Raw genomic sequence first — 25,069 nt, 5'->3', positions numbered from 1 at the left:
TCCGTCCTAATCTTCGTCACGGTCATGGCGGGTCCAAGCTCCTCTACGAGCGGTGATCTTCGCAATCACCGGACTTACCATGACCGCTTCAGCCTCTCAGCTTTTGCAGAACCTCCCGCACACTACCCACACACGGCCCATCTGCGGAGTTGCGCTGTGTCTGCCGGAGGTCCGCTCACAACTCCAGAGCGGGCCAGATTTGCTCAACCTGAATACTTCGCATTTTGCCCCTGAACGGACCTCGACGGTCCACCCGCCGGGCCACTACCCTCAAGCCCAACGGTATCGTCAACCCAACGGAACCATCGGCACGGCGGGCAATTCAACCGCCAGTGGCCCCTTTTGACTTGAGAATGCAAAGATGAGGAGGACAACATGCCGAACGCGTATTGGATCGGGCGCATCGATGTGATCAAACCCGAATACACCAAAGCCTACGGCCCCGCCCTCACGGCGGTGCTCCGCAAATACGGTGCGAAATTCCGGGTGCGCGGCGGCACCTTCGAGGCGGTGGAGGGCAAGTCGCGCGAGCGTAACATCGTGATCGAGTTCAAGGACTACGAAACCGCGCTCGCCTGCTACCGCTCACCTGAATACACCAAGGCGAGGGAACTGCGCGCCGGCGCCGTGGACATCGACATCATCGTGATCGAAGGCTACGACGGCCCGCAGCCCACGGATTGAACCCCGCTTTGGCGGCGCGCACCACGCAGCCTGATTTTGCCTCGTAGGTCGTTAGCACCACCGAAAGTCTCCTTCTGGCCCGTGACTGACCTGCGCGGCAATGTCCGCTTCCGAGAGGTGACCCGACCAAGGGCATGCTGGCTGCCGAGGGCAGTCTTTTGACCCAACGCGGAAATCACAACCCGTTTCATTCATCGTTTAGCACGCCGATCTTTTCGGTTGATCGACCGATGCTGCGCAACCTACCATTGGGCGTGCCCGGTGTTCAAAGCTGGCCTGGGCGGAGCAAAATGAGCACAGCAATGAAAGGCCGTTTGATCGGCTTGGTCGTGATCGACTGGTAATACTCGTTATGTACCTGTTCGGCACCACCAACCCGGCGGTTTTTGCTGTGGTGACGATTGGTGTGCCCGCACTAGCTCTGACGGTTGCTCTGCCCATGGCGTTGTGGATCAGGTCCAATCGTTCTTCAACTCAAACTAGGCCACCTTCAAGTTCAAACTAGGCCGCCATGTCCGCTTGTGGCCCGAGGCTGACTAACGCGACGCTCGTCCAAGCGTCGGCTCTTAAGTGCAGACCGGACGTGGCGTGCAAGGAACCGGACCGCCGATAGCCTTGGGAAAATGGCCGGACCTCAACGAACTTGGCGACGCGCCATCGTCAAGGCTCATATGTGAAATAACGATACGAGCGCCTCGTCCGGGCGACCAAGCACAAAGGAGGAAACCCCATGAGCGCGATCTGGCCGGAAATCCCCTTCGAGACATGGCGCGAAACCTGTTCTGCGCTTCATTTGTATTGCCAAGTTGCCGGCAAGTATCGGCTCGCGAGGACGCCGTGGATCAACCATTCATGGCACGCGACTTTCTACGTGAATGCTCGCGGGCTCACGACTTCACTGGTTCCAGACGCCTCAGGTATCGAGATCACCTTCGATCTCTCCCGCCATATCGTGATCGCAGAGGCCTCTGACGGGCGCAGGGTTGAAATGGCGCTCGGGCCGATGTCCGTTGCCGACTTCCACACCAGGTTCTGTGAGCTGGTGGGACGTCTCGGCGGCACACCGGAATTCGACGGCCGGCCCAATGAAGTCCCTGATCCAATCGCTTTTCAGGACGACCGTCAGATCCGCCCCTATGATGCAGACGCCGCCACGCGGTTCTTCAGGGCCCTGGTTGCAATCGACGGTGTTTTTCATCGGTTTCGGACGGGCTTCACCGGAAAGGTCAGTCCAGTCCATCTCTTTTGGGGCAGCTTCGATCTCGCGGTGACGCGCTTCTCCGGACGTCCTGCTCCGCTTCACCCGGGGGGCGTACCGGGTTTACCTGATGAAGTGACGCGCGAGGCGTACAGTGATGAAGTCTCATCCGCCGGCTTCTGGCCGGGCGGAGGCGGCACAGACTTTGCGGCTTTCTACTCCTATGCCTATCCCACTCCGAACGGCTTTGCCGACGAACAGATTTTGCCGACGGGCGCATATTTCGATCGGAAGCTCGGAGAATATCTCCTGGCCTACGACATTGTGAGGAAGTCAAGCGATCCAGAGGGGACGCTCATGTCGTTTCTGGAAAGCACCTATCGTGCGGCAGCGGATCTCGGAGGCTGGGATCGTGCCGCGCTCGAATGTCCGATTGGTCACCCCCTTCGGCCCCGCCCTCTCAACAGGAAGAGGTGAAGTTCACCAGCCTTCCCGTTGTTCAGGCAGAGCACCTTAAGCGCGACGTCGAGCCACTATGCTATGCCGGCGGGGCTGCTCGTCCCATCGACGGTAGGCGCCGCCCGACTCGGATCTGCCTTGGTGTTCGCTTTCAACGCGCCGCTTGCGATCCAATCGGTCGGATCCAAAACCGAAGAAGAATGCCGCCCAGCAAGGAGCAGAGCGCCGCCACTTGCAACACTATGCGTAGCGCGCGTTCGAACGCGGCCGTTGCGGCTTCGGTGATGCCGGCTTGTCCGGCCAGTATTGCATTCAGCGCTTCGTTGGCTTGTGCCCGCGGCGCACCGGCAAGATGATACGAAAAGCTGGCAAACAAAACGGCGCCAAGCGCCGCGACTGCAAAGAGACCTGCCACCCGGGCGACCGCGTTGTTGACGCCCGAAGCGAGTCCTGCGTGGGCGTCACCCACCGACGACATTACCATCGACGTCAGCGGCGGGACCGTGATGGTCATACCGATGCCAAATACGCAGATCGCCGGAAACGCTCCGGCCCAGTAGGATTGTCGGAAATCGGCAAAAGCCAGCAGCGCCAGACCGCAGCCTGCGATGACGGGCCCGAAGGTGAGCGACTGCTGCGGCCCGAAACGGTCGGAAAGCATGCCGGCGAATTGCGCGCCGAAACCCATGATGAGAGCAAATGGAAGCAGTGCTGCACCGGCCTGTGTCGCGGAGTAGCCGCCGAGCCGGATCAAGCCAAACGGCAGATAATACAGCGCACCGCCTAGCGCAAAATAAAGCAACAGCGTCAATGCGTTGGCTGCGGCAAAACTGCGCGAACCGTACAGCGATAGCGGCATCATTGCTCGTGCGCCGAGCCGGGCTTCGATTGCGAGAAATAACAAGAGCAATAGAAATCCCGATCCGAGCGCGCCGACTACGGTTCTGTCAGAAAATCCCGAGGCCGGAATGGCGTTAAGCCCCCAGGTGATCGAGGCGAGAGCGGCGGCGATGGTGGCCGCTCCGGTCCAGTCCAACGATTTTGCGCTGTCATTTCGGCTTTCGCCTGCGAAGCTCGCAAGTCCCGCCGCGACGGCCGCCAGCGGCACATTGAGCAGAAAAATCGCGCGCCACGACACCTGATCGACGAGCCAGCCGCCCAATACCGGGCCGACGGCGGCGGTCAGCGCGCCGACACCAGCCCATACTCCGATCGCATGATTGCGCTCGTGCTCGTCAAAAGTCGCTCCCAACATCGCGAGGCTCGCCGGGATGAGGAACGCGGCGCCAACCCCTTGAATTGCGCGGCTTGCGACTAGCACCGTGATGTTGGGGGACAGGCCGCACGTAATGGAGGCCAAGGTGAATATCGTAATGCCGAAAACAAAGATGCGTCGACGGCCGTAAAGATCGGCAGCCGCCCCTCCAACCAGCACCGTAGCGCTTAGCAGCAGCAGGTAAGCATTAACGATCCATTGGGTCGCGGCCACGCTTGCATGCAGGACGTGCTGAATCGTCGGCAGGGCGATATTTACGACAGACCCATCGACCAATGCCATGCTCGACCCGAATATGGTCGCCGCCAGCGTCAGCCGCTTGCGTCTTTGCGACGGTGCCGCGTCAAAAGCTGGTGTCACCCGGATAACGTTGGCGTCGCAGGGAGATTGCATGAAACCAATCATTTGGGGGGCTCGAGAAGCGTGGCTGTCGCGGTCAGCGTGCGCCTCGAGGGTACCGTTGGCAACCGCCGGTTTCGCCCATTTCGCCGGGTCGCTCAGACGGAGGTCGGCTCCTGGCCCTTTGGCGACGAGACGGGAGCGGTGCGCGGGGACGGCCAGGTACGCCCGCGTTGGTCGCAGCGAGACCATCGTCACGTTTCCTTTGCGAGACCGAGCTCGCTGAGGATGGCTTCGTTGTGCTGACCGACATCAGGCACCGGGTCCATCCGCGGCGCTACGTCGGGAATGGTGAGGGCGGGCAGGAAGCTCATCACCGGCCCGCAGGGCGATCCCACGCTCTGCACCCGCGAGCGCGCATGGAGTTGCTCATGCTGCAGGAAGGCCTCGACCGAGTTCAGATGCGCGTTGGCGATCGCGGCTTCATCGAGCAGCCGCAGCACCTCCTCGCTGGTCATCGCGGCAAAACGCTGCTCGATATGCGCCTGCAGATCGTCGCGGTTCTGCATGCGCAGCGGATTGGTGCGGAAGCTCGGATGGTCGGCGAAGCCGGCGTCGCCAAGCACCGGCACAGCGACCGCCATTCCCGGTCGTTCTGGATGCCGAAGAAGATCGTGGTGCCGTCACCCACGCGGAACGGGCCGTAGGGCGCGATCGTCGCATGCTTCGCGCCGGTGCGCGGCAGCGGCCGGCCGGTACTCATCGTGTAGAAGGCGGGATAGCTCATCCAGTCCGTGATGGAATCGAACAGCGAGGCCTGGAAGGCCGTGCCCTTGCCGGTTCGCTCCCGGCGATACAGCGCCATCAGCACGCCGTTGAGAATGTACATCCCCGTGGCGATATCGACCACGGAAAGCCCCACCTTGGCCGGCTCCGCCTCGGTGCCGTTGACGGCGAGCACGCCGGCCTCGCACTGGACCAGCAGATCATAGGCCTTCTTGTTGCTGTAGGGGCCGCCGCTGCCATAGCCCGAGACGTCGCAGGCGATGAGGCGCGGAAATCTTCGCACGAGCGATGCGGCATCGAGGTCGAGCCGCTCCGCAGCACCAGGCGCGAGATTCTGGATGAACACATCCGCCCGCGGCAGCAGGGCGTCGAGCACCTTGCGGCCGCTCTCGCTCTTGATGTCGATGGCGAGGCTTTGCTTGGAACGATTGGTCCAGACGAACTGGCTCGACATGCCGTTCATCACATGATCGTAGTCCCGGCAGAAATCGCCGCCGCCCGGCCGCTCGATCTTGATCACCCGTGCGCCCCAATCCGCCAGATGCCGGCTGGCCAGCGGCGCTGCGATCGCCTGCTCCAGCGAGACCACCGTCACGCCCGACAGCGGCAGCTCCGCCTCATTCCCCTCCATGCGATCGCCTCCACTCCCGCTCAAGCTCTTGATCAGCGCAGGAGACAAGCCGACCACCCACGCGCATTCTTTGATGCTGCCATCATGCTCCTGTTTTGCCCGACGAGTCAAACTCGACTTCGCAAAATCCTAAGGCATGAAATGCGTAAGGATTGCCATGACTTGGCTACTGTGCATGGGGTTGTTTTCGCAGTTTTGTCTTGAACGGCCTGTCCCCACCCTCAGGTGTCATCTCCCGCGAAAGCGGGGGATCCGGTACGCCGCGGCGTCCCTGTTGCCGAGACCGCACACGTGCCGGCTTTCGCGTCTCCCCTCGGTTGCCAATGAACCGCCGTTCACCCACTATTCGCACTGACTCGTCATGTGGGGGGGATCGATGCCGGCATTTCGCTTGAAGAAGTCATTGGCCATTGCGAGCCTCTCGCTTGCCTTGGCCGTCCTGGCGCTGCCGCGCTCAGGTTTCGCCTACACCCAGGAGCAGCAGCAGGCCTGCACGCCGGATGCGATGCGGCTGTGCAGCGAGTTCGTTCCGAACGTCGATGCCATCACCGCCTGCATGATCAAGAAGAAGGCGCAGCTCTCGCCGCAATGCCGGGTGTTCTTCCGCGCCGGCCCCGAGCCGGGCGAGTTGCGCGCCGGCAAGCCGACCCACATCGCGCCGAGGACCGCGAAGAAGACCAAACCGGCCTCGAAGAAGAAGAAATCCAGCGAAGGCTAAAATCCCGAGCGAAGCGCGTGCCTGTTTTGAAACCCGACAGGCCTGGGAACCGCGCCATCGCATATCCGGCTCGCTCCGGCCGTGACATCAGCTTCGCGACAGCGGACTCGTTTTGTTCGCGCGTCGCCGCACAGGCTTGCGGCCATTACGGGCGCCTCTGACGGAAAAGAGCCGCCCCGAGGTTTGCGCGGCAAGGTTGTGTTGTCCCGTCCGCTGCTCAAGAAACGCACGCTTGCCCGCGCGCGAAGCGTTTTGCAGCAGTTTGTGTGTGACGTCACAGCAAGCAGTGTGACTCAAAAGCCAACACGCCTCGTTATTTCGTGGCGCCAACGCAACCCTCGATACATTTTTCTTTCGCGAATCACTGCGCTGATTCATTTTCGCGGCCTGGGGTCAATCTGGAGGCCGAAGGTATGAACGTAATTGTTTTTGCATCGCGTAAAGGCGGCTCGGGCAAGAGTACCCTGGCTGCACATCTCGCCGCGCAGATCAAGGCGAGCAAGCAGGTCATGCTGGTGGACGCAGATCCGCAGGGCTCGCTCACGCTGTGGCACAAGCTGCGTGGCACCAACGAGCCGCCGATCAAGGCTGCCGTGAACTCCGTCAGCGGCATCGTCTCCGCTGCCAAGCGCGACGGTTATGAATGGGTGTTGATCGACACGCCGCCGAACCTGTCGGCCGTCGTCGACGACGCGATCCGTAACGCGACGATGGTGATCATTCCGGCGCGTCCCGGCGTGTTCGACGTCAACGCGGTGCAGGAAACCATCCAGATGTGCCGCGCCGCGCGCAAGCCCTACGCGGTCGTGCTCAACGGTGCGCCGGCGCGCCGTGACGAGGTCGAAAGCCCGATCGTCACCATCGCCCGCGAAGCGCTGGCGAAATTCCGCGCTCCGGTGTGGGGCGGCCAGATCACCAACCGTTCGGATTTGCTGATGGCGCTCAGCCACGGCGAAGGCGCGCGCGAGTATCAGGCCGAGAGCCGTGCGGCTCAGGAAATCGCAAGGCTTTGGGCGGCGATCGAGCGTTCGGTGAAGGCTATTCGCGGCACGGCGTCGGCGTCCGGCGCAATGCACAAGCAGGCCGCTTAATTTTCATTGGTCATTTCGTGGATACGAAAAACGCGCGGGTCGAGCCGCGCGTTTTGCGTTTCTGCCTTCACCTGTCATTTCGGAGCACCCGAAGGGCGAAGCCGGAATCTCGAGATTCCCCGGTGCGCAATTGTGCACCTGCGGTCTGGCGCTATCGCGCCATCCGGAAATGACGAAATGAATCTTACGCCACCAACAGCATGTAGAACACGATCACCGGCGACAAGGTGAGGATCACCGACCAGATGCCGGTCGCCCAGAGAATGTCCTCGGTGGTAAAGCCCTGCTGTCCAGCGTCGCAATGCGACGCCAGTTCATTATGACTATTCACAAACGCCTCCGCGATTTCTTCGCTTATGGCGTCCACGCTAGCCGGGATGTTTTAACATTCCGGGTCGCTGCGACCAGCGCATTTGAGCACGGCCGTGACCCACGGGTTAACCATCCCGCGCCCGCTCGCGTCAGCCGATCAGCCAGACGCGAAACAGCAGCACCGGTATCAGGCCGAGCATCACCGCCCAGAACCCGAATGACGACACCATCAGAATGCCCTGCAAGAGATCGGCCGGCGCGAATTGCCGCGCGGCCGTCGGCCGGATGCGATGCCCCATGGTCATTCCCCTCTCCGAGGTCCTTTGCGGAGACGATAGGCCCGATTGCGTAAACGAGCCGTGGATGCGCGATGCGGCGGCTGCGAATGCGGTTGGGATGCTGTTAACCACGGTCGCCTCTTACCCTTCCCTGGAGGGGCCCTCCAGGGAAGGGGATGGAAGCCGCTACGCCGCGACTTTCCTCCGTCGCTCGATTTCGCGATCGATCGCCGCCGCGAGCTCGCTGCTCACTTCCACCATCGGCAGGCGCACTTCGGGGCTGTCGATCAGGCCGCTGCGCCACAGCCAGTACTTCGCCGGCGCGGGGCTCGGCTCGGTGAACAACAGCCGCGTCAGCTCGGCGACCTCGTGCCAGCGCGCCTGCGCCGCATCGTGGTTGCCGCGCTTCAGCTCGGCATACACGGCTGCAAATATCGCGGTCTCGACATGGGCCGACAGCAGGATGCCGCCGTCGGCGCCGTCAATGAGCGCCTCGAGATAGTTGGCGTCCTCGCCGGTGAGCACACGAAAGTCCTTCGGCCGGTCGCGCAGCAGCGCGATCGACTGCTCGCGGCTGGCGCCGCAATCCTTCAAGCCGACGATGTTCTTGTGCTCGGCGAGCCGCAGCATGGTCTGGTTGGTGATGTTGACCGCGCAGCGATAGGGGATGTTGTAGAGCGCGATCGGCCATGCAGCGTGGTCGGCGAGCGCCTCGAAATGCGCCAGCAGCCCGCGCTGCGACGGCCGCACGTAATAGGGGCTGGCGATCAGGTAACCATCGATCGGCCAGTCCGCGGTCTCGTCGAGGCGCTCCTGCAGCCGCGAGGTGTCCGCGCCCGAGAGCCCGAGGCAGATCGGCAGGCTGCGGCCGCCGGCCGCCATCTCGTCGCGCACCACGGCGACGAGACGTTCGAACTCGGCGCCGCGCAGTGTCATGCCTTCGCCGGAGGTCGCCCCCAGGATGAAGCCGTCAACGGCCTGTCCGCCGTAATGCCGCGTCAGTCGCCGCAGTGACCTGTCGTCCAGTGCGCCGCCCTGAAACGGCGTCACCAGCGGCAGCCATAGCCCATGCAAATGATCTCGTAGTCCGGTCATGTTCCATCTCCTTCTCGGGAAAAAGCCTGAGACGGAGGCACATGAAAAAACCCCGTCCAGGCGGCGGGGTTTTCGGGATTTGTTCGCAATGACGACGTCAGCCTAGTGCGCGCAGAAATCCGAGGCCCCGGGATGGGGGCCTTTTTTCGAGATGACTGCGCACGACTTCGTGATCATTTGCAAATGATGCGGGGTATGCCTGGAACTGTCAATACACGCGGAGCGCGAAGCCACATTTTGACGAAAAAAAGCCGGACCCGAGGGCCCGGCTTAGGTATTGGCCACGTGAGGCCGACACAATCACCTTCCAAGAGGGATTACTGAACTCCCGCGCCACTGGAGGAGGGGGACAAATGCGCAACGCGAAGGCTCAGCGTGCAAACATTATGGGCTTGCCAAGCGCCATGCAGCAACAGCCGAGGCCGCATGTCAGTCATGCGGAAATCAGGACGGCCAGCGCTGTGCCTTGCTCACCACGAAGTCGCGGAACACCTGCACGCGCGCGACCGTCTTCAACTCCTCGGGATAGACGAAGTAAGTGTCGAGCTGGATCGAATCCGACTCGCCGAATAGCTGCACGAGCTTGCTCTGCTCCTCGACGAGGTAGTCGGGCAGGGCGGCGATGCCGAGTCCCTGCTGGCAGGCGCGCACGAGTCCGAGGATGTTGTTGACCTTGAAATAGGCTTCGCGCGGACCCGACCCGTTGCGACCGGCTTCGATCAGCCAGTTGCGGTTCTGCAGATGCGGCGCGAAGTTGCCGTCGGCAAGCGTGATGATGCGGTGGGAGTCGAGCTCCTCCAGCGTGCGTGGCGTGCCGAAGCGCTTGATGTATTCCGGCGAGCAATAGGCGTGAAAGCCCATTGCGAACAGCTTGCGCTGGATGAGATCGGGCTGCGTCGGCTTGCGGGTGCGGATCGCGACGTCGGCCTCGCGCATCGATAGATCGAGCTCCTCGTCGGTGACGATCAACGAGATCCGGATCTCCGGATAGAGCGCGGTGAACTCGCCGAGCCGCGGGATCAGCCAGTTGATGCCGACGCCGGGCGTGGTGGTGATCTTGAGGTCGCCGCTCGGCCGCTCGCGGCTGTCGGTCAGCTTGGCGCGCGCCGCCTGCAGCTGCATGAACACGTCGTGCGCGGTGCGGAACAAGAGGTCGCCCTGTTCGGTGAGGATCAGGCCGCGGGCGTGGCGGTGAAACAGCGAGACCGAAAGCTCCTGCTCCAGCGCCGAGACCTGGCGGGAGACCGCCGATTGCGACAGGCCGAGCTGCTCGCCAGCATGCGTGAAGCTGCCCGCTTCCGCCGCCGCGTGAAACACCTTCAGCTTGTCCCAGTCCATATCCGTGAATCCGTCGCGTGTTCGAGGCATGATCTTCATTCCGCTGCCGCGCGCTCGCTGGCGCGAAGGGCCAAGAAACGTTCGGCTTCGAGTGCGGCCATGCAGCCGAGGCCGGCGGCCGTCACGGCCTGGCGATAGGTCTCGTCGGCGACGTCGCCGGCGGCAAACAAGCCGGGCACCGACGTGGCGGTCGAGTTCGGGGCGACCTCGACATAGCCCGACGGTTTGAGCTTGACCTGGCCCTTGACGAGCTCGGTTGCCGGTGCGTGGCCGATGGCGATGAAGATGCCGTCGGCCTTCACGTTCGTGAGCGCGCCGGTCCTGACGTTCTTGAGCCGGACATGGGTGACTTTGTTGGGGTTCTCGGTGCCGCAGATCTCGTCGACGGCGGAGTCCCAGATCACCTTGATCTTCGGATGCTTGAACAGGCGTTCCTGCAGGATGCGCTCGGCACGGAAGTGATCGCGACGATGCACGATGGTGACCTGCGAAGCATGGTTGGTGAGGTACAGGGCTTCCTCGACCGCGGTGTTGCCGCCGCCGACCACGATGACTTCCTTGCCACGGTAGAAGAAGCCGTCGCAGGTGGCGCAGGCCGACACGCCGCCGCCCTGGAACTTCGCTTCGGAGGGCAGCCCAAGCCAGCGTGCTTGCGCTCCCGTGGCGAGGATCACGGTGTCGGCGAGATAGACGTCGCCGCTGTCGCAGGTGAGACGGAACGGCCGTTGCGCAGTCTCCAGCTTGGTGACCAGGTCGGTGACGATCTTGGTGCCGACATGGACCGCCTGCTTCTCCATCTGCTCCATCAGCCAGGGGCCCTGGATCACGTCGGCGAAGCCCGGATAGTTCTCGACGTCCGTGGTGATGGTGAGCTGGCCGCCGGGCTGGATGCCCTGGATCAGGATCGGCTCGAGCATCGCGCGCGCGGCGTAGATCGCGGCGGTGTAGCCGGCGGGGCCAGAGCCAATAATGACGACCTTTGCATGAACAGGAGCGGACATTTCGATGGACGCCTTTCACGGGGGATTTGCAGCGCGGGCGCGGAACGTGCCGGGAGGCCTCGCGGAGGCGCTGAAATATCAGAGCCAATCTAAGCTTTCTGATGAGCCATGCAAGAATTGCATTCCCTCACGGCGGATTTTTCCAACAGGGAACAAAAGCCGATCGCGCCGCGCGCGCAATAAAATTGCGCCGATGGTGCGGACTGGGCTATGAGGATTTCGACAAATCACCCAATACCCCGTAAGGGGCAGGAGTTCCAATCACGTGTCGCGGAACCTAGACGAGATCGACCTGAAAATTCTCGCCGAGATTCAGGCCGACGGTCGAATCACGAATGTCGAGCTGGCCAAGCGCGTCGGCATCTCGCCGCCCCCCTGCCTGCGCCGCGTCCGCGCGCTGGAGGAGGAGGGCTACATCCACGGCTATCGGGGCCTTTTGGATGCCCGCAAGCTCGGCTTCGACGTCACCGTGTTCGCGGCCGTGCACCTGTCCAGCCAGGCCGAGGCCGATTTGCGCGCCTTCGAGGAGTTCGTCCGCGCCGAGCCCCTGGTGCGGGAATGCTGGATGCTGTCGGGCGAGGTCGATTTCATCCTGAAATGCGTCGCCCCCGACATGGCGACCTTCCAGGATTTCGTCACCCACCTCACTGCAGCGCCCCATGTGCGCAACGTGCGCACCTCGCTGGTACTGCACAATTCGAAATACGAGGCGGCGGTGCCGCTGGAGGTGAAGGGGCGGAGGTAGATCGCTCATTCCGTCATCCTGATGAGGCTCGCCGAAGAGGCGGGCACCTCAGAGTGACGGTGATGGAGTTGGGTCCGCTGCTTCCACATCGACAGTGCGAGCGCAGCGAAACAATCCAGAGTCTTTCCGCAGCGGCAGTCTGGATTTGCTTCGCTGCGCCCGCACAATGTCGGATGGCGAGAGCCAGCGTTCACCCATGCCAACAACACGCAAAAACAAAAAGGCCGCGCCACGCGCGGCCTTTTCGAAACATCATTACACGGTGGCGGCAAATGCTTACCGCCACTCCACCTTGGTGATCTCGTAGGCCTTGGCGCCGCCGGGCGTATTGACCTCGACGGAAGCGCCCTTCTTCTTGCCGATCAGTGCGCGCGCGAGCGGCGAGGTGATGGAGATGCGGCCCTTCTTGGCGTCGGCCTCGACCTCGCCGACGATCTGCCACACCGTCTTCTTCTCGGTGTCCTCATCGACCAGCGTCACGGTGGCGCCGAACTTGATGGTGTCGCCGGACAGTTTCGAGATGTCGATGATGTCGGCGCGCGCAAGCTTGTCCTCGAGCTCGGCGATGCGGCCCTCATTGTGGGACTGCTCTTCCTTCGCGGCATGATACTCCGCGTTCTCCGACAGGTCTCCGTGCGAGCGCGCCTCGGCGATGTGCTCGATGATCCGCGGACGGTCCACGGACTGGCGGTGCTTCAATTCTTCCCCGAGCGCGACAAAGCCGGCCTGGGTCATCGGAACCTTTTCCATCTCTTCTCTCGTCCTTCAGCTGCGCGCCCCGGAAAGATGCGGGGCGCGGCAACCTTGATTCGTCGGTATTCCCGGGGCTGAACACGCGCCCGCCGGGATCTCTCATGTGGTCTGGCGCCGGAACAGAACAACCACATGGCCGGACGGTTCCTCCGGCCATTGTAGCTTCATTGCCAATCACTTAGCGGCGGGTTCGCCGCCGCTCGCGATCAGGTTTCCGAAAAGTAGCTCTGCAGGGTACGAACCTCAAGGTCCCCGCCCAGATAGGCGCGGATGCCCTGCGCGGCCGCCACGGCCCCGGAAAGAGTGGTGTAATATGGCACTTTATGCAAGAGGGCCGCGCGCCGCAGCGAACGGCTGTCCGCCAGCGCCTGCGGGCCTTCGGTGGTGTTGAAGACGAGCTGGACGTCGCCATTGGTGATGGCATCGACGATGTGCGGCCGCCCCTCCAGCACCTTGTTCACCTTCTCGGTCGGAATGCCCTGGTCGGTCAGGAAGCGCGCGGTGCCCGACGTCGCCAGCACCTTGAAGCCGAGCGAGTGCAATTCGCGAACGGCGTCGGCGATGCGCGTCTTGTCGCTTTCGCGCACCGAGACGAACACCGTGCCCTTGCGCGGCACCCTGGTGCCGCCGCCGAGTTGGCTCTTGGCGAAGGCGACCGCGAACGAGCGGTCGATGCCCATGACCTCGCCGGTCGAGCGCATCTCGGGGCCGAGCACGGTATCGACGCCGGGGAACCGGGCGAACGGAAATACCGATTCCTTGACGCCGACGTGCTTGAGCGCCGCCTTCTTCAGCTTGAAGTCGGCGAGCTTCTCGCCCGCCATGATGCGCGCGGCGATCTTGGCGACCGGCATGCCGATCACCTTGGCCACGAACGGCACGGTGCGCGAAGCGCGCGGATTGACCTCGAGCACGTAGATCTCGCCGTCCTTGATGGCGTATTGCACGTTCATCAGGCCAATGACGTCGAGGCCGAGCGCGAGCTCGCGAGTCTGCCGCTCCAGCTCTTCGATCATCTTCGCATCGAGCGAGTGCGGCGGAAGCGAGCAGGCGCTATCGCCGGAATGGATGCCGGCTTCCTCGATGTGCTCCATGATGCCGACGATGAACGTGTCCCTGCCGTCGCAGAGGCAGTCGACGTCGACTTCGGTTGCATCAGACAGATAACGATCGAACAGCAGCGGGTTCTTGCCGAGCACGGTGTTGATCTGCCCGGTCTTGTCGTTCGGATAGCGCGCCTTGACGTCGGCCGGCACCAGCTCCGGCAGCGTGCCGAGCAGATAGTCGTTGAGCTGGTTCTCCTCGCGGATGATCTGCATGGCGCGGCCGCCGAGCACGTAGGACGGGCGCACCACGAGCGGCAGGCCGAGATCGGCGGAGACGAGGCGAGCCTGCTCGACCGAATAGGCGATGCCGTTCTTCGGCTGCTTGAGCCTGAGCTTGTCGAGCACGCGCTTGAAGCGGTCGCGGTCCTCGGCAAGGTCGATGGCGTCCGGCGAGGTGCCGAGGATCGGCACTTCGGCGGCTTCCAGCGCGTGCGCCAGCTTCAGCGGGGTCTGACCGCCGAACTGCACGATCACGCCGTGTAGCGTGCCCTTGCTGCGCTCCGTCGCGATGATCTCGAGCACATCCTCGGAGGTGAGCGGCTCGAAATAGAGCCGGTCAGCCGTATCGTAGTCGGTCGACACCGTCTCCGGGTTGCAGTTGACCATGATGGATTCGTAGCCGGCATCATGCAGGGCGAAGCAGGCATGACAGCAGCAATAGTCGAACTCGATGCCCTGGCCGATGCGGTTCGGCCCGCCGCCGAGAATGATGACCTTCTTCTTGTCGGATGGCGTGCTCTCGTCCGCCAGTGCTCCCGCAAACGGCGCCTCGTAGGTCGAGTACATGTAGGCGGTCGGCGAGGCGAACTCGGCCGCGCAGGTATCGATGCGCTTGTAGACGGGGCGAACGCCGAGCGCATGGCGCTTCGCCTTGACCTCGGCCTCTGTCGTCTCGGCGAGCACGGCGAGCCGCGCGTCGGAGAAGCCCATGGCCTTCAGCGTGCGCATGCCGAAGGCGTTGCCGGGCAGGCCGTTCTTCCTGACCTTCTCCTCCATGTCGACGATGCCGCGCATCTCGCCGAGGAACCACGGATCGATCTTGCAGGAGTTGAAGATGTCTTCGTTCGACCAGCCGAGCCGCATGGCCTGGGCGACCTGAAGAATGCGGTTCGGCGTCGGCGTGCCGAGCGCGGCGCGGATCGCATTCTTGTCGTCGTCGCGGCCGAGGCCCTCGATCTCGATCTCGTCGAGGCCGGTCAATCCGGTCTCGAGCCCGCGCAGCGCCTTCTGCAGGCTTTCCTGGAAAGTGCGGCCGATCGCCATGACTTCGCCGACCGACTTCATCGACGTGGTCAGCGTGGCCGAGGCGCCCGGGAATTTCTCGAAGGCGAAGCGCGGCACCTTGGTGACGACGTAATCGATCGTCGGCTCGAACGAGGCCGGCGTGGCGCCGCCGGTGATGTCGTTGGCGATCTCATCGAGCGTGTAGCCGACCGCGAGCTTGGCGGCGACCTTTGCGATCGGAAAGCCGGTGGCCTTCGAGGCCAGCGCGGACGAGCGCGACACGCGCGGATTCATCTCGATGACGACCATGCGGCCATCTTCGGGATTGACGCCGAACTGCACGTTGGAGCCGCCGGTCTCGACCCCGATCTCGCGCAGCACCGCGATCGAGGCGTCGCGCATGATCTGGTATTCCTTGTCGGTCAGCGTCAGCGCCGGCGCCACCGTGATGGAGTCGCCGGTGTGCACGCCCATCGGATCGAGGTTCTCGATCGAGCAGACGATGATGCAATTGTCGTTCTTGTCGCGCACCACCTCCATCTCGTACTCTTTCCAGCCGAGCACGGATTCCTCGATCAGCACTTCGTTGGTCGGAGACGCATCGAGACCGCGCTCGATGATGTCGAGGAACTCTTCCTTGTTGTAGGCGATGCCGCCGCCGGTGCCGCCCATGGTGAAGGACGGGCGGATGATCGCGGGCAGGCCGATCTCGGATAGCGCCATCATCGCCTGCCCAAGCGCGTACTCCTGATAGCGCTTGCGGCGGTCGCCTTCGCCGAGAGTCCATTGCCGGTCGAGCTCTTCGAGCGCCGCGCCCGACAGTTTCTCGCGTTCGGCGAGATATTTGTCGCGGAACGACTTCTTCAGCTCGGAGGCGTTGGCGAGCCGCGACTTCGGCGTCTGCAGCCCGATCTTCTCCATGGCGTTGCGGAACAGCTGGCGGTCTTCGGCCTTGTCGATGGCATCGGCGGTGGCGCCGATCATCTCGACGTCGAACTTCTCCAGCGTGCCCTGCCGGCGCAGCGACAGCGCGCAGTTCAGCGCGGTCTGGCCGCCCATGGTCGGCAGCAGCGCGAAGCCGCCGGGAATGACGTGACGTTCCTTCTCGATGATCTTGGCGACGATCTCGGGCGTGATCGGCTCGATATAGGTCGCATCGGCCAGCTCCGGGTCGGTCATGATGGTGGCCGGGTTGGAATTGACGAGGACGATGCGATAGCCCTCTTCCTTCAGCGTCTTCACCGCCTGAGTGCCCGAATAGTCGAACTCGCAGGCCTGGCCGATCACGATGGGACCGGCGCCGATGATCAGGATGGTGGTGATGTCTGTACGTTTGGGCATCAACTCTCGCCGAAGTGGAATTTGGGCACAAAAAAAGGGCGCGCCTGCTGCGCGTCCCTTTGGCCGAGAGCGCGGTGGTCTCCCTCGCGCGCGGGTGGGTCTTAGACCAGTTTTCGGGGCGGCGAAACCCCGAAAAACGCCCATCAACCGGCAATTTTGACCGGTTTTGGCCGCGCCTGCCAGCCACGGGCAAGGTGCACCAGAAGCGAGGCCGCAACGCTCGATCCGCCGATCCAGCCGAGGTCTGTCGGCGACAGGGTGGCCAGCACAGCGCCGCCCAGCGCTCCGCCGATGGCGAAGCCGAGATACATGGATGAGGCGTTGAGCGAGAGCGCGATCGTCGAAGCCTGCGGCTCGATCCGGATGATGCTGGCGAGCTGGGCGGGATAGAACGCCCAGCCCGAGAGCCCCCAGAGGAAGATCGCCCCGAGCACCGCGTAATGCGCCTGTGCGGGCATCAGCTTCAGGACCAGCGAATGCAGGATCAGGGCGCCCGCCATGCCGGCGAGCCCGAGGCCCGCGGTCACGAGCGTGCCGAGCCGGTCGGCCAGGACGCCGCCAAGCATGTTCCCGATTGCCGCCGCGCCGCCAAACACCAGCAGCGCCAAGCTGATTTGCGAGGCGCCGAAGCCGAGGCCGCGCAGCGGGACCGCGAAATAGGTGAACACTGTGAAGCCGCCCAGCGCCCACAATGTCGTGATCAGCAGCGCAACCACAACGTGACCGTGGCGCGCCACCGCCAACCGTTCGCTGAGCGAGGCCGTATTGCGCGGCAGGCCTTTAGGCAGGCCGAGCAACAGGCCGGCGAGCGCGACCGCGCCGATCAGGGCGACCATGGCAAAGGTCGCGCGCCAGCCGAGCAGGCTGCCGACGAGATTGCCGAAGGGCACGCCGACCACGGTCGCAACCGTGAGCCCCGCGGTGACGAGCGCCACCGCGCGGCCACGCCGTTCGGGCGCGGCAACCGCCACGGACACCGCAAGCGCCGTGGGCATGCACAGCCCCGAGCCCAGCGCCATCAGCATCCGCGAGGCCAGCAGCAGGGCGTAGTTGGATGCCACCATCGCCGCGAGGTTGCCGGCGATGAAGGTCGTCAGTGCGAGGGCCAGGACGGTGCGGCGGTCGATATTGTTCAGCGCCACGGCGAGGATGGGCGAGCCCACCGCATAGGTGAGGGCGTAGGCGGTGACCAATTGGCCCGCGGCCGAGACCGAAATCGAAAGGTCGGTGGCGATTGCCGGCAAAAGTCCTGCAATGACAAACCCTTCAGTGCCGATCGCAAAGGCCGCCAGGGCCAGCCAGAACACGCTCATTGGAGAAATCCCCATGTTCAAGGTTTATTGAACTATTGGATGTTATGGTTCCGAGAGTCAATTGGTTCAAGAACTATTGAACATTGTCGCCGCTTCATTATGATCCGGGCATGAGCCGCACGCCACTTCATCCGACCCGCGAGCAGATCGAGCTGCCGATGGTGCTGGATTGCTTGAGCGATCCGATCCGGCTCGCCATCGTCTACCAGCTTGCCCAGCAAGAACGTGTCAGCAGCGAACTCTGTTGCGGCGATTTCAGCGGGCTTGGTGGCAAGTCGAACCTCGCCTACCACTTCGCCAAGCTGCGCGAATGCGGATTGATGCAGACGCGCGTGGCGGGCACCAATCGATTCATGCGGCTGCGACGTGAGGATCTGGAGGCGCGCTTCCCAGGCCTGCTCGATGCCGTGCTCAGTTCGGCGGCCAGGGATGCGGACCGGCTTCCGCTCGTGTCCGGCTGCGAATTGGTCGAGGGTGACCGAAAATGAGACGGTTGCTCGTGGGGTGCTGATTTGCCCGGCGTGCGTTTAGCCGGCAGTCCGTCTTCGCTTTTGCTCCGCTCCAGCTACGGCGGACACGCTTCGCCCCTGCGTGGCTGCGCCACGCGTAACCCCGCAAGCGTGGAGACCCGGCCTGGATTTGAACCAGGATGAAGAGCGATGCACCGCTCCCGCGTAGACGCTTCCGCCACCGGGCCGCGGCGATAATGACCGATCGGAATGCGAGAGGCCACCTCGGCCGATCGTTATGCTTAACGAATCAAAGGCGGTCGCGCGATGAAGGTCATGCGCCAGCGGTTATGGCCGATGTTGCTGTGGGCGCGCTGGACCGCGAAGCCCGCCGCCTTCAGCTTGGCGGTGATCTCGTCCTCGCTGTAGCGCTGCAGCCCGATGCGCGTGCGCAGATGACGGTAATCAGACAGTGCGGTGCTGATCAGCCCGAGCAGCGCGTCCTTGAGGAAGCCGTGACGCAGACCGAAGCCGAGCAGCGCCATCACGTCCCTGACCATGCCGACATTGGGCTGGAGGATATCGCCAAGCACCAGCTTGCCGGACGGCTTCAGGATACGGCGGATGTTGAGGAGGGCGGCATCGAGCTCCTCCGGCGTCATGTATTGCGCGACCGAGTTCATCACGACGAGGTCGATCGACTTGTCCTGCATCTTGCGGACGTCATCGAGCGAGCGGACGCGGATCTTGGTGTTCGGGGCGAACCGCGCGATCAGCCGGCCGCGCACGCCGGGCGCGGGCTCGGCGAGGATCAGCTTGGCGCAGGCGGCAGCCACCTGGTTCGCCGACAGCGCCTCGCCGCAGGCATAGTCCAGCACCGTCGCCTCGGGCGAGGGGATGTAGCCGATGATGTCTCGCGCAATGATCTGGAAGTGCAAATCGCGATGCAGCTTGCTGACATAGATCGTGTGCGTCGAGTCGTAATAATCGATCCAATCGTCCATGGTATTCGAACGTCCCGGCCAAATGGTTCCTGCTCAGGAACCGACGCTGCCTGCCTTGCGTTAGGGGTGCGACGGCGCGCCGTCAATGTCCGCGTCCTAACAGGAAGGTCTCCCGTGAGCAAAACGAACAAGGTCTCGCCCGATCTCGACACCCCTACCGATCTGTCGTCCGAAGGAGTCAAGAAGGTCTCGGAAGCGCTCAACGTGCTTCTGGCCGACGCGTTCGCGCTTTATCTCAAGACCAAGAATTTCCACTGGCACATCAGCGGCCGGCATTTCCGCGACTATCATTTGCTGCTCGACGAGCAGTCCGACCAGATCTTCGCCACCACCGACCAGCTTGCCGAGCGCGTCCGCAAGGTCGGCGGCACCACGCTGAAGTCGATCGGCCAGGTCGCAAAGCTCCAGACCATCAAGGACAACAACGAGGACTATGTCCCGCCGCGGGAGATGCTGCGCGAGCTGATGCAGGACAACAAGCACGTCGCAGCCGCGATGCGCAAGGCGCACGAAGTCTGCGACGAGGCCGGCGACGTCGCCAGCGCCAGCATCCTCGAGGTCTTCATCGACGAGACCGAGCGCCGCACCTGGTTCCTGTTCGAGGCGACCCGGCAGGAAGGCAGCAACGCGGCGTAGCGCACGGTGTCGTAGGGCGGGCAAAGGCGCGCTCTTCGCGCCGTGCCCACCATCTATCCTTCGCGGCTCAAATCGATTGGTGGGCACGCTTCGCTTTGCCGACCACCACGGTACTGCGCGTGTAGCTATCGCCACAACCGCATCAGCGCGCCATCCTTCCCGGTCACGGGATCAGCGGGCGGCAGCGCGACTTGCGGAATCGTCTTCAGCGCTTTCGCATGGTTCTCCGGCGTAACCCGTGTGATCTCCATCTTGCTGCCTGGCGGATAGGCGCCGATCACGCAGAAATCATTGCTGGCCTTGATGCATTGGTGTCCGGTGCCGGCGGGCAGGATCGCGACGTCACCGGCCTTGATCTGAAGCTCCTGGCCATGATCGCCGCCGAAACGGACGCGGGCGCTGCCGCGCGCGACGCCGAGCACCTCATGAACCGTCGAGTGATAGTGCAGATAGTCGTAGACGCCGTTGCGCCATGTCCCGCCCCAGCCGTTCTGTTCGAACAGGTTTTCGATGGTCTCTTCGGGACGCTTCGGATCGAGCTTCACCGCGTCCTGGTAGACCAGGAACGGAAGGATGTTGTTCGGCACGAGCCCGTCATCCTCGAAAACGATGGCGAGCGGCTCGGCCTTGTCGCGGAGGACGGACATGGCAGGCTCCTGCTGCAAGGTGCCAAGACAACATTTCACCTTGTCAGGGCGTTCCTTGGCAGGCCTCGTGTCCCGGCCCGGGGCACGAGAGCCGTAGCGAGTCTTACGCGCTCTTCTTCTGCCGCATCAGGTCGGCGAAGCGCTGGAAGAGATAATGCGAGTCGCGCGGGCCGGGCGATGCTTCGGGGTGGTACTGCACCGAGAACACCGGCTTGCCGTCGAGCTGGATGCCGCAATTGGAGCCGTCGAACAGCGAGACGTGGGTCTGCCTCGCGCCCCTTGGCAGCGTGGTCTCGTCCACGGCGAAGCCGTGGTTCATCGAGGTGATCTCGACCTTGCCGGTGGTCTCGTCTTTGACGGGATGATTGGCGCCATGATGGCCCTGATGCATCTTCTTGGTTCTAGCGCCGACGGCGAGGCCCAGCATCTGGTGGCCGAGGCAGATGCCGAAGGTCGGCGTGCCCGACTTGATCACGTCCTGGATGACTGGCACCGCGTACTTGCCGGTCGCGGCCGGATCGCCCGGACCGTTGGACAGGAACACGCCGTCCGGCTTCATCGCCAGGATGTCTTCGGAGGACGTTGTCGCCGGCACCACTGTTACCTTGCAGCCGACGCCGGCGAGCAGGCGCAGGATGTTGCGCTTGATGCCGTAATCGATGGCGACGACGTTGAACTCCGGCTTCTCCTGCCGGCCAAAACCCTTGTCCCATAGCCACGGCGTCTCGTCCCAGGTGAAGCGCTGGCCGCTCGTGACCATCGGCACGAGGTCCATACCCTCGAGGCCCGGCCATTCGCGCGCCTCTTCCTTAAGACCATGCAGATCGAACTCGCCGGTCCGGGAATGCGCGATCACGGCGTTGGGCATGCCCTTGGAGCGGATCAGCGCGGTCAGCGCGCGGGTGTCGATGCCGGAGAGGCCGATGATGCCGCGCGCCTTCAGCCATTGGTCGAGATGCTTGGTGGCGCGATAGTTCGAGGGATCGGTGATCGCGGTGCGCAGGATCACGCCGCGCGCGCCGGGCGTCGCGGCCATGTTAACCGTCTCGATATCGTCTTCGTTGGTGCCGACATTGCCGATATGCGGGAACGTGAAGGTGATGAGCTGTCCGGCATAGGAAGGATCGGTCAGGATCTCCTCGTACCCGGTCATCGCGGTGTTGAAGCAGACCTCACCGACGGCGTGGCCTTCGGCGCCGAGACCAAAGCCCTCGAGCACCGTGCCGTCGGCAAGCACGAGGAGCGCGGTCGGTTTATGGTCCGGCCAGGCGGGATCGTTGTCATGTTGTGTCATGAGCCCGCTTCATAAGCCCCCCGGACGTGCCCGTCAAAGCGGGAGAGGGCCGATTCACATGCGTTTTTGCATATTTGACAGCTCTTCTCGCGCACTTAAGCTCGGCCGCACAATTTCCGGCAGTTTGAGGGGCTTGCGAGGCAATAATGGATCAGACCACCCCGCTTCTGCTGGTTCCGGGGCTGGCCTCCTCGGCCCGGATCTATGCCCCGGTCCTCCCCGCCTTGTGGCGGCTCGGCCCGGTGATGATTGCCAACCATATCCGCGACGACAGCATGGCGGCGATCGCCGCCCGGGTGTTGAGTGAGGCGCCGCCGCGCTTCGCACTCGGCGGTCATTCCATGGGCGGCTACATCGCGCTCGAGATCATGCGCCAGGCGCCCGAGCGGGTGGCAAAACTCGCGCTGATCAACACCCAGGCCGGCCCCGACACGCCGGAGGCGACCGCGCGCCGCCGCGGCCTGATGGAGCGCGCGAAACGCGGCGAGCTCCGCGCCATCCGCGAGGAGAGCTTTCCGGAGCTCGTGCATCCGTCGCGGCGCGATGATGCCGCTATCCTGAAGCTCGTGCATGCGCAGGACGAGGACGTCGGCGTCGAAGGCTATCTGCGGCAGCAGACCGCGATCATCGCGCGGGTGGATTCACGCCCGACGCTGGCGACGATCAGATGCCCGACGCTGGTGCTGACGGGCGATCAGGACAACACCATCCCCAACGCCTTCTCGAAGGAGATGGCCGAGGCCATCGCAGGCGCAAAGCTCGTGATCCTCGATCGCTGCGGACACCTGCCGCAGCCGGAACAGCCGGAAGCCACTGCGCGCGCCCTCACCGAATGGCTCGCGAGCTAGGTTGTGCGGAGGCCGCAAACGGCCTAGATCAGGCGTCGTATACTCGAAGGGATCACGACCATGCTGCGCGACGACATCAACAATGCGGTCAAGGAGGCCATGAAGGCCAAGGACGAGCGCAAGCTGTCCACGCTGCGCATGGTCAATTCGACCATCAAGAATGCCGACATCGACGCCCGCGGCAGCGGCAAGCCGCCGTTGTCGGACGCCGACATCCTCGCCGTGCTGCAGAAGATGATCAAGCAGCGCCAGGAGGCGGTCGAGCTCTACGACAAGGGCGGCCGCGCCGAGCTTGCCGCGCAGGAGCGCGAGGAGATCGCGGTGATCTCGGCATACCTGCCGAAGCAGATGTCGGACGACGAGGTGAAGAAGGCGATCGCGGATGCGATCACTGAAACCGGTGCGGCCGGTATGAAGGACATGGGCAAGGTGATCGCGGTGCTGCGCACGAAGTACGCGGGACAGATGGATTTCGGCAAGGCCAGCGGCCTGGTGAAGGCTGCCCTGTCAGGCTAGCAGGAAGGGCCCTGGATGTTTCGTGTCACTGCGGACAGTCTGGAGGCCTATCTCGCTTTCGATCCCAATCGCACGGCGGATCTCGAAAAGCTGCACGCGCTGATGCGCAGGGCTGCCGTCGCTGAACTTCAAGGCGTTCACCGATCTGAATGCTTCGGCCGTGTCGGCGCTGTTTGCGGAGGCTGCCGACATCTTCAAGGCGGACAAAACGAATCCCACGCGCTACATGCAAGGGAACTGAGATCGCGCCTGCGCCCAGCTGAAGGGAGCTCCCGGCCCACGCTGTCCGAGGCGGTGCTTTAGCCCCCGCGCTTTTCGCTAGGCTTCGATGCTCTCTCCGCGCAAAATGGAGTGAAACACGAGGGACGGAATGCTCACCGAAGCCGCAACTTACGACGAGCTCTATCGCAACTTCCGCTGGGACATCCCGGCGCGGTTCAACATGGCGGAGGCGTGCTGCGACCGCCATGCCGACGGCACGGGCCGCCTGGCTCTGATCTATGTCGACGAGAACGGCGCCACCACGCGCACCTCGTTCGACGAGGTCGCGGAGATGTCGCGCCGCTTCGCCAATGTGCTGAAGACGGATGGGCTTGTCCGTGGCGACCGCGTCGCGGTGTTCCTGTCGCAGTCCCTGGAATTGCCGATCGCGCACATGGCGGCGTTCCGCTCCGGGCTGATCTCGATCCCGCTGTTTGCGCTGTTCGGCGAGGACGCGCTGGAATTCCGCCTGTCGAATTCGCAGGCGAGAGCGATCATCACCGATGAGGCGGGCTGGGAGAAGCTCACCAAGATCCGCGACCGGCTGCCCTATTTGCAGGACATCTATGTCACGAGTGGCGCCGTCCACGCCGGTGCAAAGCCGTTCTGGTCAGCGATCGAAACCGCATCCGAGGATTTTGCAAACGTCGACACCTCGGCGGACGATCCCGCGCTGATCATCTACACCTCGGGCACGACGGGCAACCCGAAGGGCGCGCTGCATGCGCACCGCGTCGTGCTCGGCCATCTGCCGAATGTGGAGATGTGTCACAACTTTCTGCCACGCCCCGGCGATCTCATGTGGACGCCGGCGGACTGGGCCTGGATCGGCGGCCTCATCAACGGCCTGCTGGCGTTCTGGTATCACGGCATACCGCTGGTCGGCCATCGCGCGCGAAAATTCGAGCCGCAGGCGGCGATGCAGATGATGGCCGACCTCGGCGTCCGCAACGTCTTCCTGCCGCCGACTGCGTTGAAGCTGATGCGGCAGGCCGGCGTGAAACATCAAGGCGTCAAGCTGCGCAGCATCTTCACCGGCGGCGAGTCGCTCGGCGGCGAGCTGCTCGGCTGGGTGCGCGAGACTTTTGGTGTCGACGCACATGAGGTGTTCGGTCAGACCGAATGCAACCTCGTGATCGGCAGCAACTCCAATCTGTTTCCGATCCGCCCCGGCGCGATGGGCAAGGCGACGCCGGGTTTCGACGTCCGCATCGTCAACGACAAGGGCGAGGAACTGCCGCGCGGCCAGCGCGGCATCATCGGCGTGCGCCAGCCATGCCCGGTCACCATGCTCGAATACTGGCGCAATCCGGAGGCGACGGCGAAGAAATATGCCGGCGAGTTCCTGCTCACCGGCGATCTCGGCGTGCAGGATGAGGACGGCTATTTCTGGTATGTCAGCCGCGAGGACGACGTCATCACCACCGCCGGTTATCGCGTCGGCCCGTCCGAGATCGAGCACACGCTGATGAAGCATCCGTCGGTGGCGATGGCGGCGGTGGTCGGTATTCCCGATCCGATCCGCACGGAATCGATCAAGGCCTGGATCGTGCTGCGTCCCGGCTTTACCGGCAGCGATGCGCTCGCGCGCGAGATCCAGGAGTTCGTCAAGGTGCAGCTCGCCGCCCACGAATATCCGCGCTTCGTGGAGTTCGCCGAGACGTTGCCGATGACGGCGACCGGCAAGGTGTTGCGGCGCGAGCTGCGGGCGAGGGGCTAGCTTCCG

General features: G+C 63.6%; 23 protein-coding genes and 1 pseudogene. 11 read left to right on the top strand and 13 right to left on the bottom strand.

The annotated features are described in order from the left end of the window. Window positions 1–375 precede the first annotated feature (375 nt). The 3 genes from EAV90_RS02875 to EAV90_RS02865 all read left to right on the top strand — a co-directional run bounded on the left by EAV90_RS02875 (window position 376) and on the right by EAV90_RS02865 (window position 2,359). Window positions 376–684 carry a DUF1330 domain-containing protein gene (locus EAV90_RS02875; RefSeq protein WP_129142538.1) on the top strand — a complete coding sequence of 103 codons (309 nt, stop codon included), beginning with the start codon at window positions 376–378 and terminating at the stop codon, window positions 682–684. A gap of 134 nt (window positions 685–818) precedes the next feature. Next, window positions 819–1,028 (top strand): hypothetical protein, encoded by a 210-nt coding sequence (locus EAV90_RS40345; protein WP_245163395.1) that lies wholly within the window; start codon window positions 819–821, stop codon window positions 1,026–1,028. Window positions 1,029–1,414: 386 nt separating this feature from the next. Next, window positions 1,415–2,359 (top strand): DUF5996 family protein, encoded by a 945-nt coding sequence (locus tag EAV90_RS02865; RefSeq protein WP_122401054.1) that lies wholly within the window; start codon window positions 1,415–1,417, stop codon window positions 2,357–2,359. 133 nt (window positions 2,360–2,492) lie between these two features. Here the strand turns inward: EAV90_RS02865 and EAV90_RS02860 are convergent, their stop codons facing one another. Then, on the bottom strand, window positions 2,493–4,022 hold the full coding sequence (locus EAV90_RS02860) for an MFS transporter (RefSeq protein ID WP_164936747.1): 1,530 nt from the start codon (window positions 4,020–4,022) through the stop codon (window positions 2,493–2,495). 188 nt (window positions 4,023–4,210) lie between these two features. Continuing rightward, window positions 4,211–5,373: pseudogene (locus tag EAV90_RS02855) on the bottom strand (CaiB/BaiF CoA transferase family protein). Between the two features lie 376 nt (window positions 5,374–5,749). Between EAV90_RS02855 and EAV90_RS02850 the strand changes: the two are divergent. Both EAV90_RS02850 and EAV90_RS02845 read left to right on the top strand, forming a co-directional pair. Beyond that, complete coding sequence (locus EAV90_RS02850) at window positions 5,750–6,091, top strand: hypothetical protein (protein WP_122401056.1); 342 nt, start codon at window positions 5,750–5,752, stop codon at window positions 6,089–6,091. A gap of 413 nt (window positions 6,092–6,504) precedes the next feature. Then, complete coding sequence (locus EAV90_RS02845) at window positions 6,505–7,182, top strand: ParA family protein (protein WP_122401057.1); 678 nt, start codon at window positions 6,505–6,507, stop codon at window positions 7,180–7,182. 184 nt (window positions 7,183–7,366) lie between these two features. Here EAV90_RS02845 and EAV90_RS02840 read toward each other — a convergent pair whose 3' ends face one another. The 5 genes from EAV90_RS02840 to trxB all read right to left on the bottom strand — a co-directional run bounded on the left by EAV90_RS02840 (window position 7,367) and on the right by trxB (window position 11,206). Further along, the gene (locus tag EAV90_RS02840; protein ID WP_164936746.1) at window positions 7,367–7,513 is read right to left on the bottom strand and encodes a hypothetical protein; all 147 of its coding nucleotides are present in this window, start codon (window positions 7,511–7,513) and stop codon (window positions 7,367–7,369) included. 130 nt (window positions 7,514–7,643) lie between these two features. After that, complete coding sequence (locus EAV90_RS39230) at window positions 7,644–7,799, bottom strand: hypothetical protein (RefSeq protein WP_164936726.1); 156 nt, start codon at window positions 7,797–7,799, stop codon at window positions 7,644–7,646. 159 nt (window positions 7,800–7,958) lie between these two features. Further along, the gene (locus EAV90_RS02835) at window positions 7,959–8,867 is read right to left on the bottom strand and encodes a 4-hydroxy-tetrahydrodipicolinate synthase family protein (RefSeq protein ID WP_122401059.1); all 909 of its coding nucleotides are present in this window, start codon (window positions 8,865–8,867) and stop codon (window positions 7,959–7,961) included. Between the two features lie 444 nt (window positions 8,868–9,311). Next, entirely contained in the window at window positions 9,312–10,235 is a 924-nt protein-coding gene (locus EAV90_RS02830; protein ID WP_162500129.1) for a LysR family transcriptional regulator, read from the bottom strand. 5 nt (window positions 10,236–10,240) lie between these two features. Then, entirely contained in the window at window positions 10,241–11,206 is a 966-nt protein-coding gene (gene trxB / locus EAV90_RS02825) for a thioredoxin-disulfide reductase (protein ID WP_122401061.1), read from the bottom strand. Window positions 11,207–11,471: 265 nt separating this feature from the next. On the opposite strand from trxB, the gene EAV90_RS02820 reads away from it, so the two are divergent. Then, entirely contained in the window at window positions 11,472–11,951 is a 480-nt protein-coding gene (locus tag EAV90_RS02820) for an Lrp/AsnC family transcriptional regulator (RefSeq protein WP_122401062.1), read from the top strand. Between the two features lie 276 nt (window positions 11,952–12,227). Here the strand turns inward: EAV90_RS02820 and greA are convergent, their stop codons facing one another. The 3 genes from greA to EAV90_RS02805 form a co-directional block, all read right to left on the bottom strand. Further along, complete coding sequence (gene greA, locus EAV90_RS02815) at window positions 12,228–12,701, bottom strand: transcription elongation factor GreA (protein WP_129142536.1); 474 nt, start codon at window positions 12,699–12,701, stop codon at window positions 12,228–12,230. 209 nt (window positions 12,702–12,910) lie between these two features. Further along, window positions 12,911–16,375, bottom strand: coding sequence for a carbamoyl-phosphate synthase large subunit (carB, locus tag EAV90_RS02810; protein WP_129142535.1), 3,465 nt, complete (start codon window positions 16,373–16,375; stop codon window positions 12,911–12,913). A 143-nt stretch (window positions 16,376–16,518) separates the two neighbouring features. Next, complete coding sequence (locus EAV90_RS02805; RefSeq protein ID WP_122401064.1) at window positions 16,519–17,688, bottom strand: MFS transporter; 1,170 nt, start codon at window positions 17,686–17,688, stop codon at window positions 16,519–16,521. A gap of 110 nt (window positions 17,689–17,798) precedes the next feature. Here EAV90_RS02805 and EAV90_RS02800 point away from each other — a divergent pair, with 110 nt between their 5' ends. After that, window positions 17,799–18,176, top strand: coding sequence for an ArsR/SmtB family transcription factor (locus EAV90_RS02800; protein WP_122401065.1), 378 nt, complete (start codon window positions 17,799–17,801; stop codon window positions 18,174–18,176). A 263-nt stretch (window positions 18,177–18,439) separates the two neighbouring features. Here EAV90_RS02800 and EAV90_RS02795 read toward each other — a convergent pair whose 3' ends face one another. Then, window positions 18,440–19,141 (bottom strand): class I SAM-dependent methyltransferase, encoded by a 702-nt coding sequence (locus EAV90_RS02795; protein WP_122401066.1) that lies wholly within the window; start codon window positions 19,139–19,141, stop codon window positions 18,440–18,442. A gap of 114 nt (window positions 19,142–19,255) precedes the next feature. On the opposite strand from EAV90_RS02795, the gene EAV90_RS02790 reads away from it, so the two are divergent. Further along, window positions 19,256–19,777, top strand: a complete 522-nt coding sequence (locus EAV90_RS02790; protein ID WP_122401067.1) for a Dps family protein — start codon at window positions 19,256–19,258, stop codon at window positions 19,775–19,777. Between the two features lie 125 nt (window positions 19,778–19,902). On the opposite strand, the gene EAV90_RS02785 is transcribed toward EAV90_RS02790, so the two are convergent. Next, window positions 19,903–20,424 (bottom strand): cupin domain-containing protein, encoded by a 522-nt coding sequence (locus tag EAV90_RS02785; RefSeq protein WP_122401069.1) that lies wholly within the window; start codon window positions 20,422–20,424, stop codon window positions 19,903–19,905. Between the two features lie 103 nt (window positions 20,425–20,527). After that, window positions 20,528–21,718 (bottom strand): glutamine-hydrolyzing carbamoyl-phosphate synthase small subunit, encoded by a 1,191-nt coding sequence (gene carA, locus EAV90_RS02780; RefSeq protein WP_122401070.1) that lies wholly within the window; start codon window positions 21,716–21,718, stop codon window positions 20,528–20,530. A gap of 146 nt (window positions 21,719–21,864) precedes the next feature. On the opposite strand from carA, the gene EAV90_RS02775 reads away from it, so the two are divergent. The 3 genes from EAV90_RS02775 (at window position 21,865) to EAV90_RS02765 (ending at window position 25,063) form a co-directional block, all read left to right on the top strand. Then, entirely contained in the window at window positions 21,865–22,566 is a 702-nt protein-coding gene (locus tag EAV90_RS02775) for an alpha/beta fold hydrolase (protein WP_122401071.1), read from the top strand. A gap of 60 nt (window positions 22,567–22,626) precedes the next feature. Continuing rightward, the gene (locus tag EAV90_RS02770; RefSeq protein WP_122401072.1) at window positions 22,627–23,082 is read left to right on the top strand and encodes a GatB/YqeY domain-containing protein; all 456 of its coding nucleotides are present in this window, start codon (window positions 22,627–22,629) and stop codon (window positions 23,080–23,082) included. Window positions 23,083–23,452: 370 nt separating this feature from the next. After that, a complete protein-coding gene (locus EAV90_RS02765; RefSeq protein ID WP_122401074.1) occupies window positions 23,453–25,063 on the top strand; it encodes an acyl-CoA synthetase in 1,611 nt (536 codons plus the stop codon). Window positions 25,064–25,069 lie beyond the last annotated feature (6 nt).

The organism is Bradyrhizobium vignae, assembly GCF_004114425.1.
Taxonomy (GTDB): domain Bacteria; phylum Pseudomonadota; class Alphaproteobacteria; order Rhizobiales; family Xanthobacteraceae; genus Bradyrhizobium; species Bradyrhizobium vignae.
Note: the sequence above shows the minus strand (reverse complement) of the source record. Positions and strands in the feature narration are given on the sequence as shown.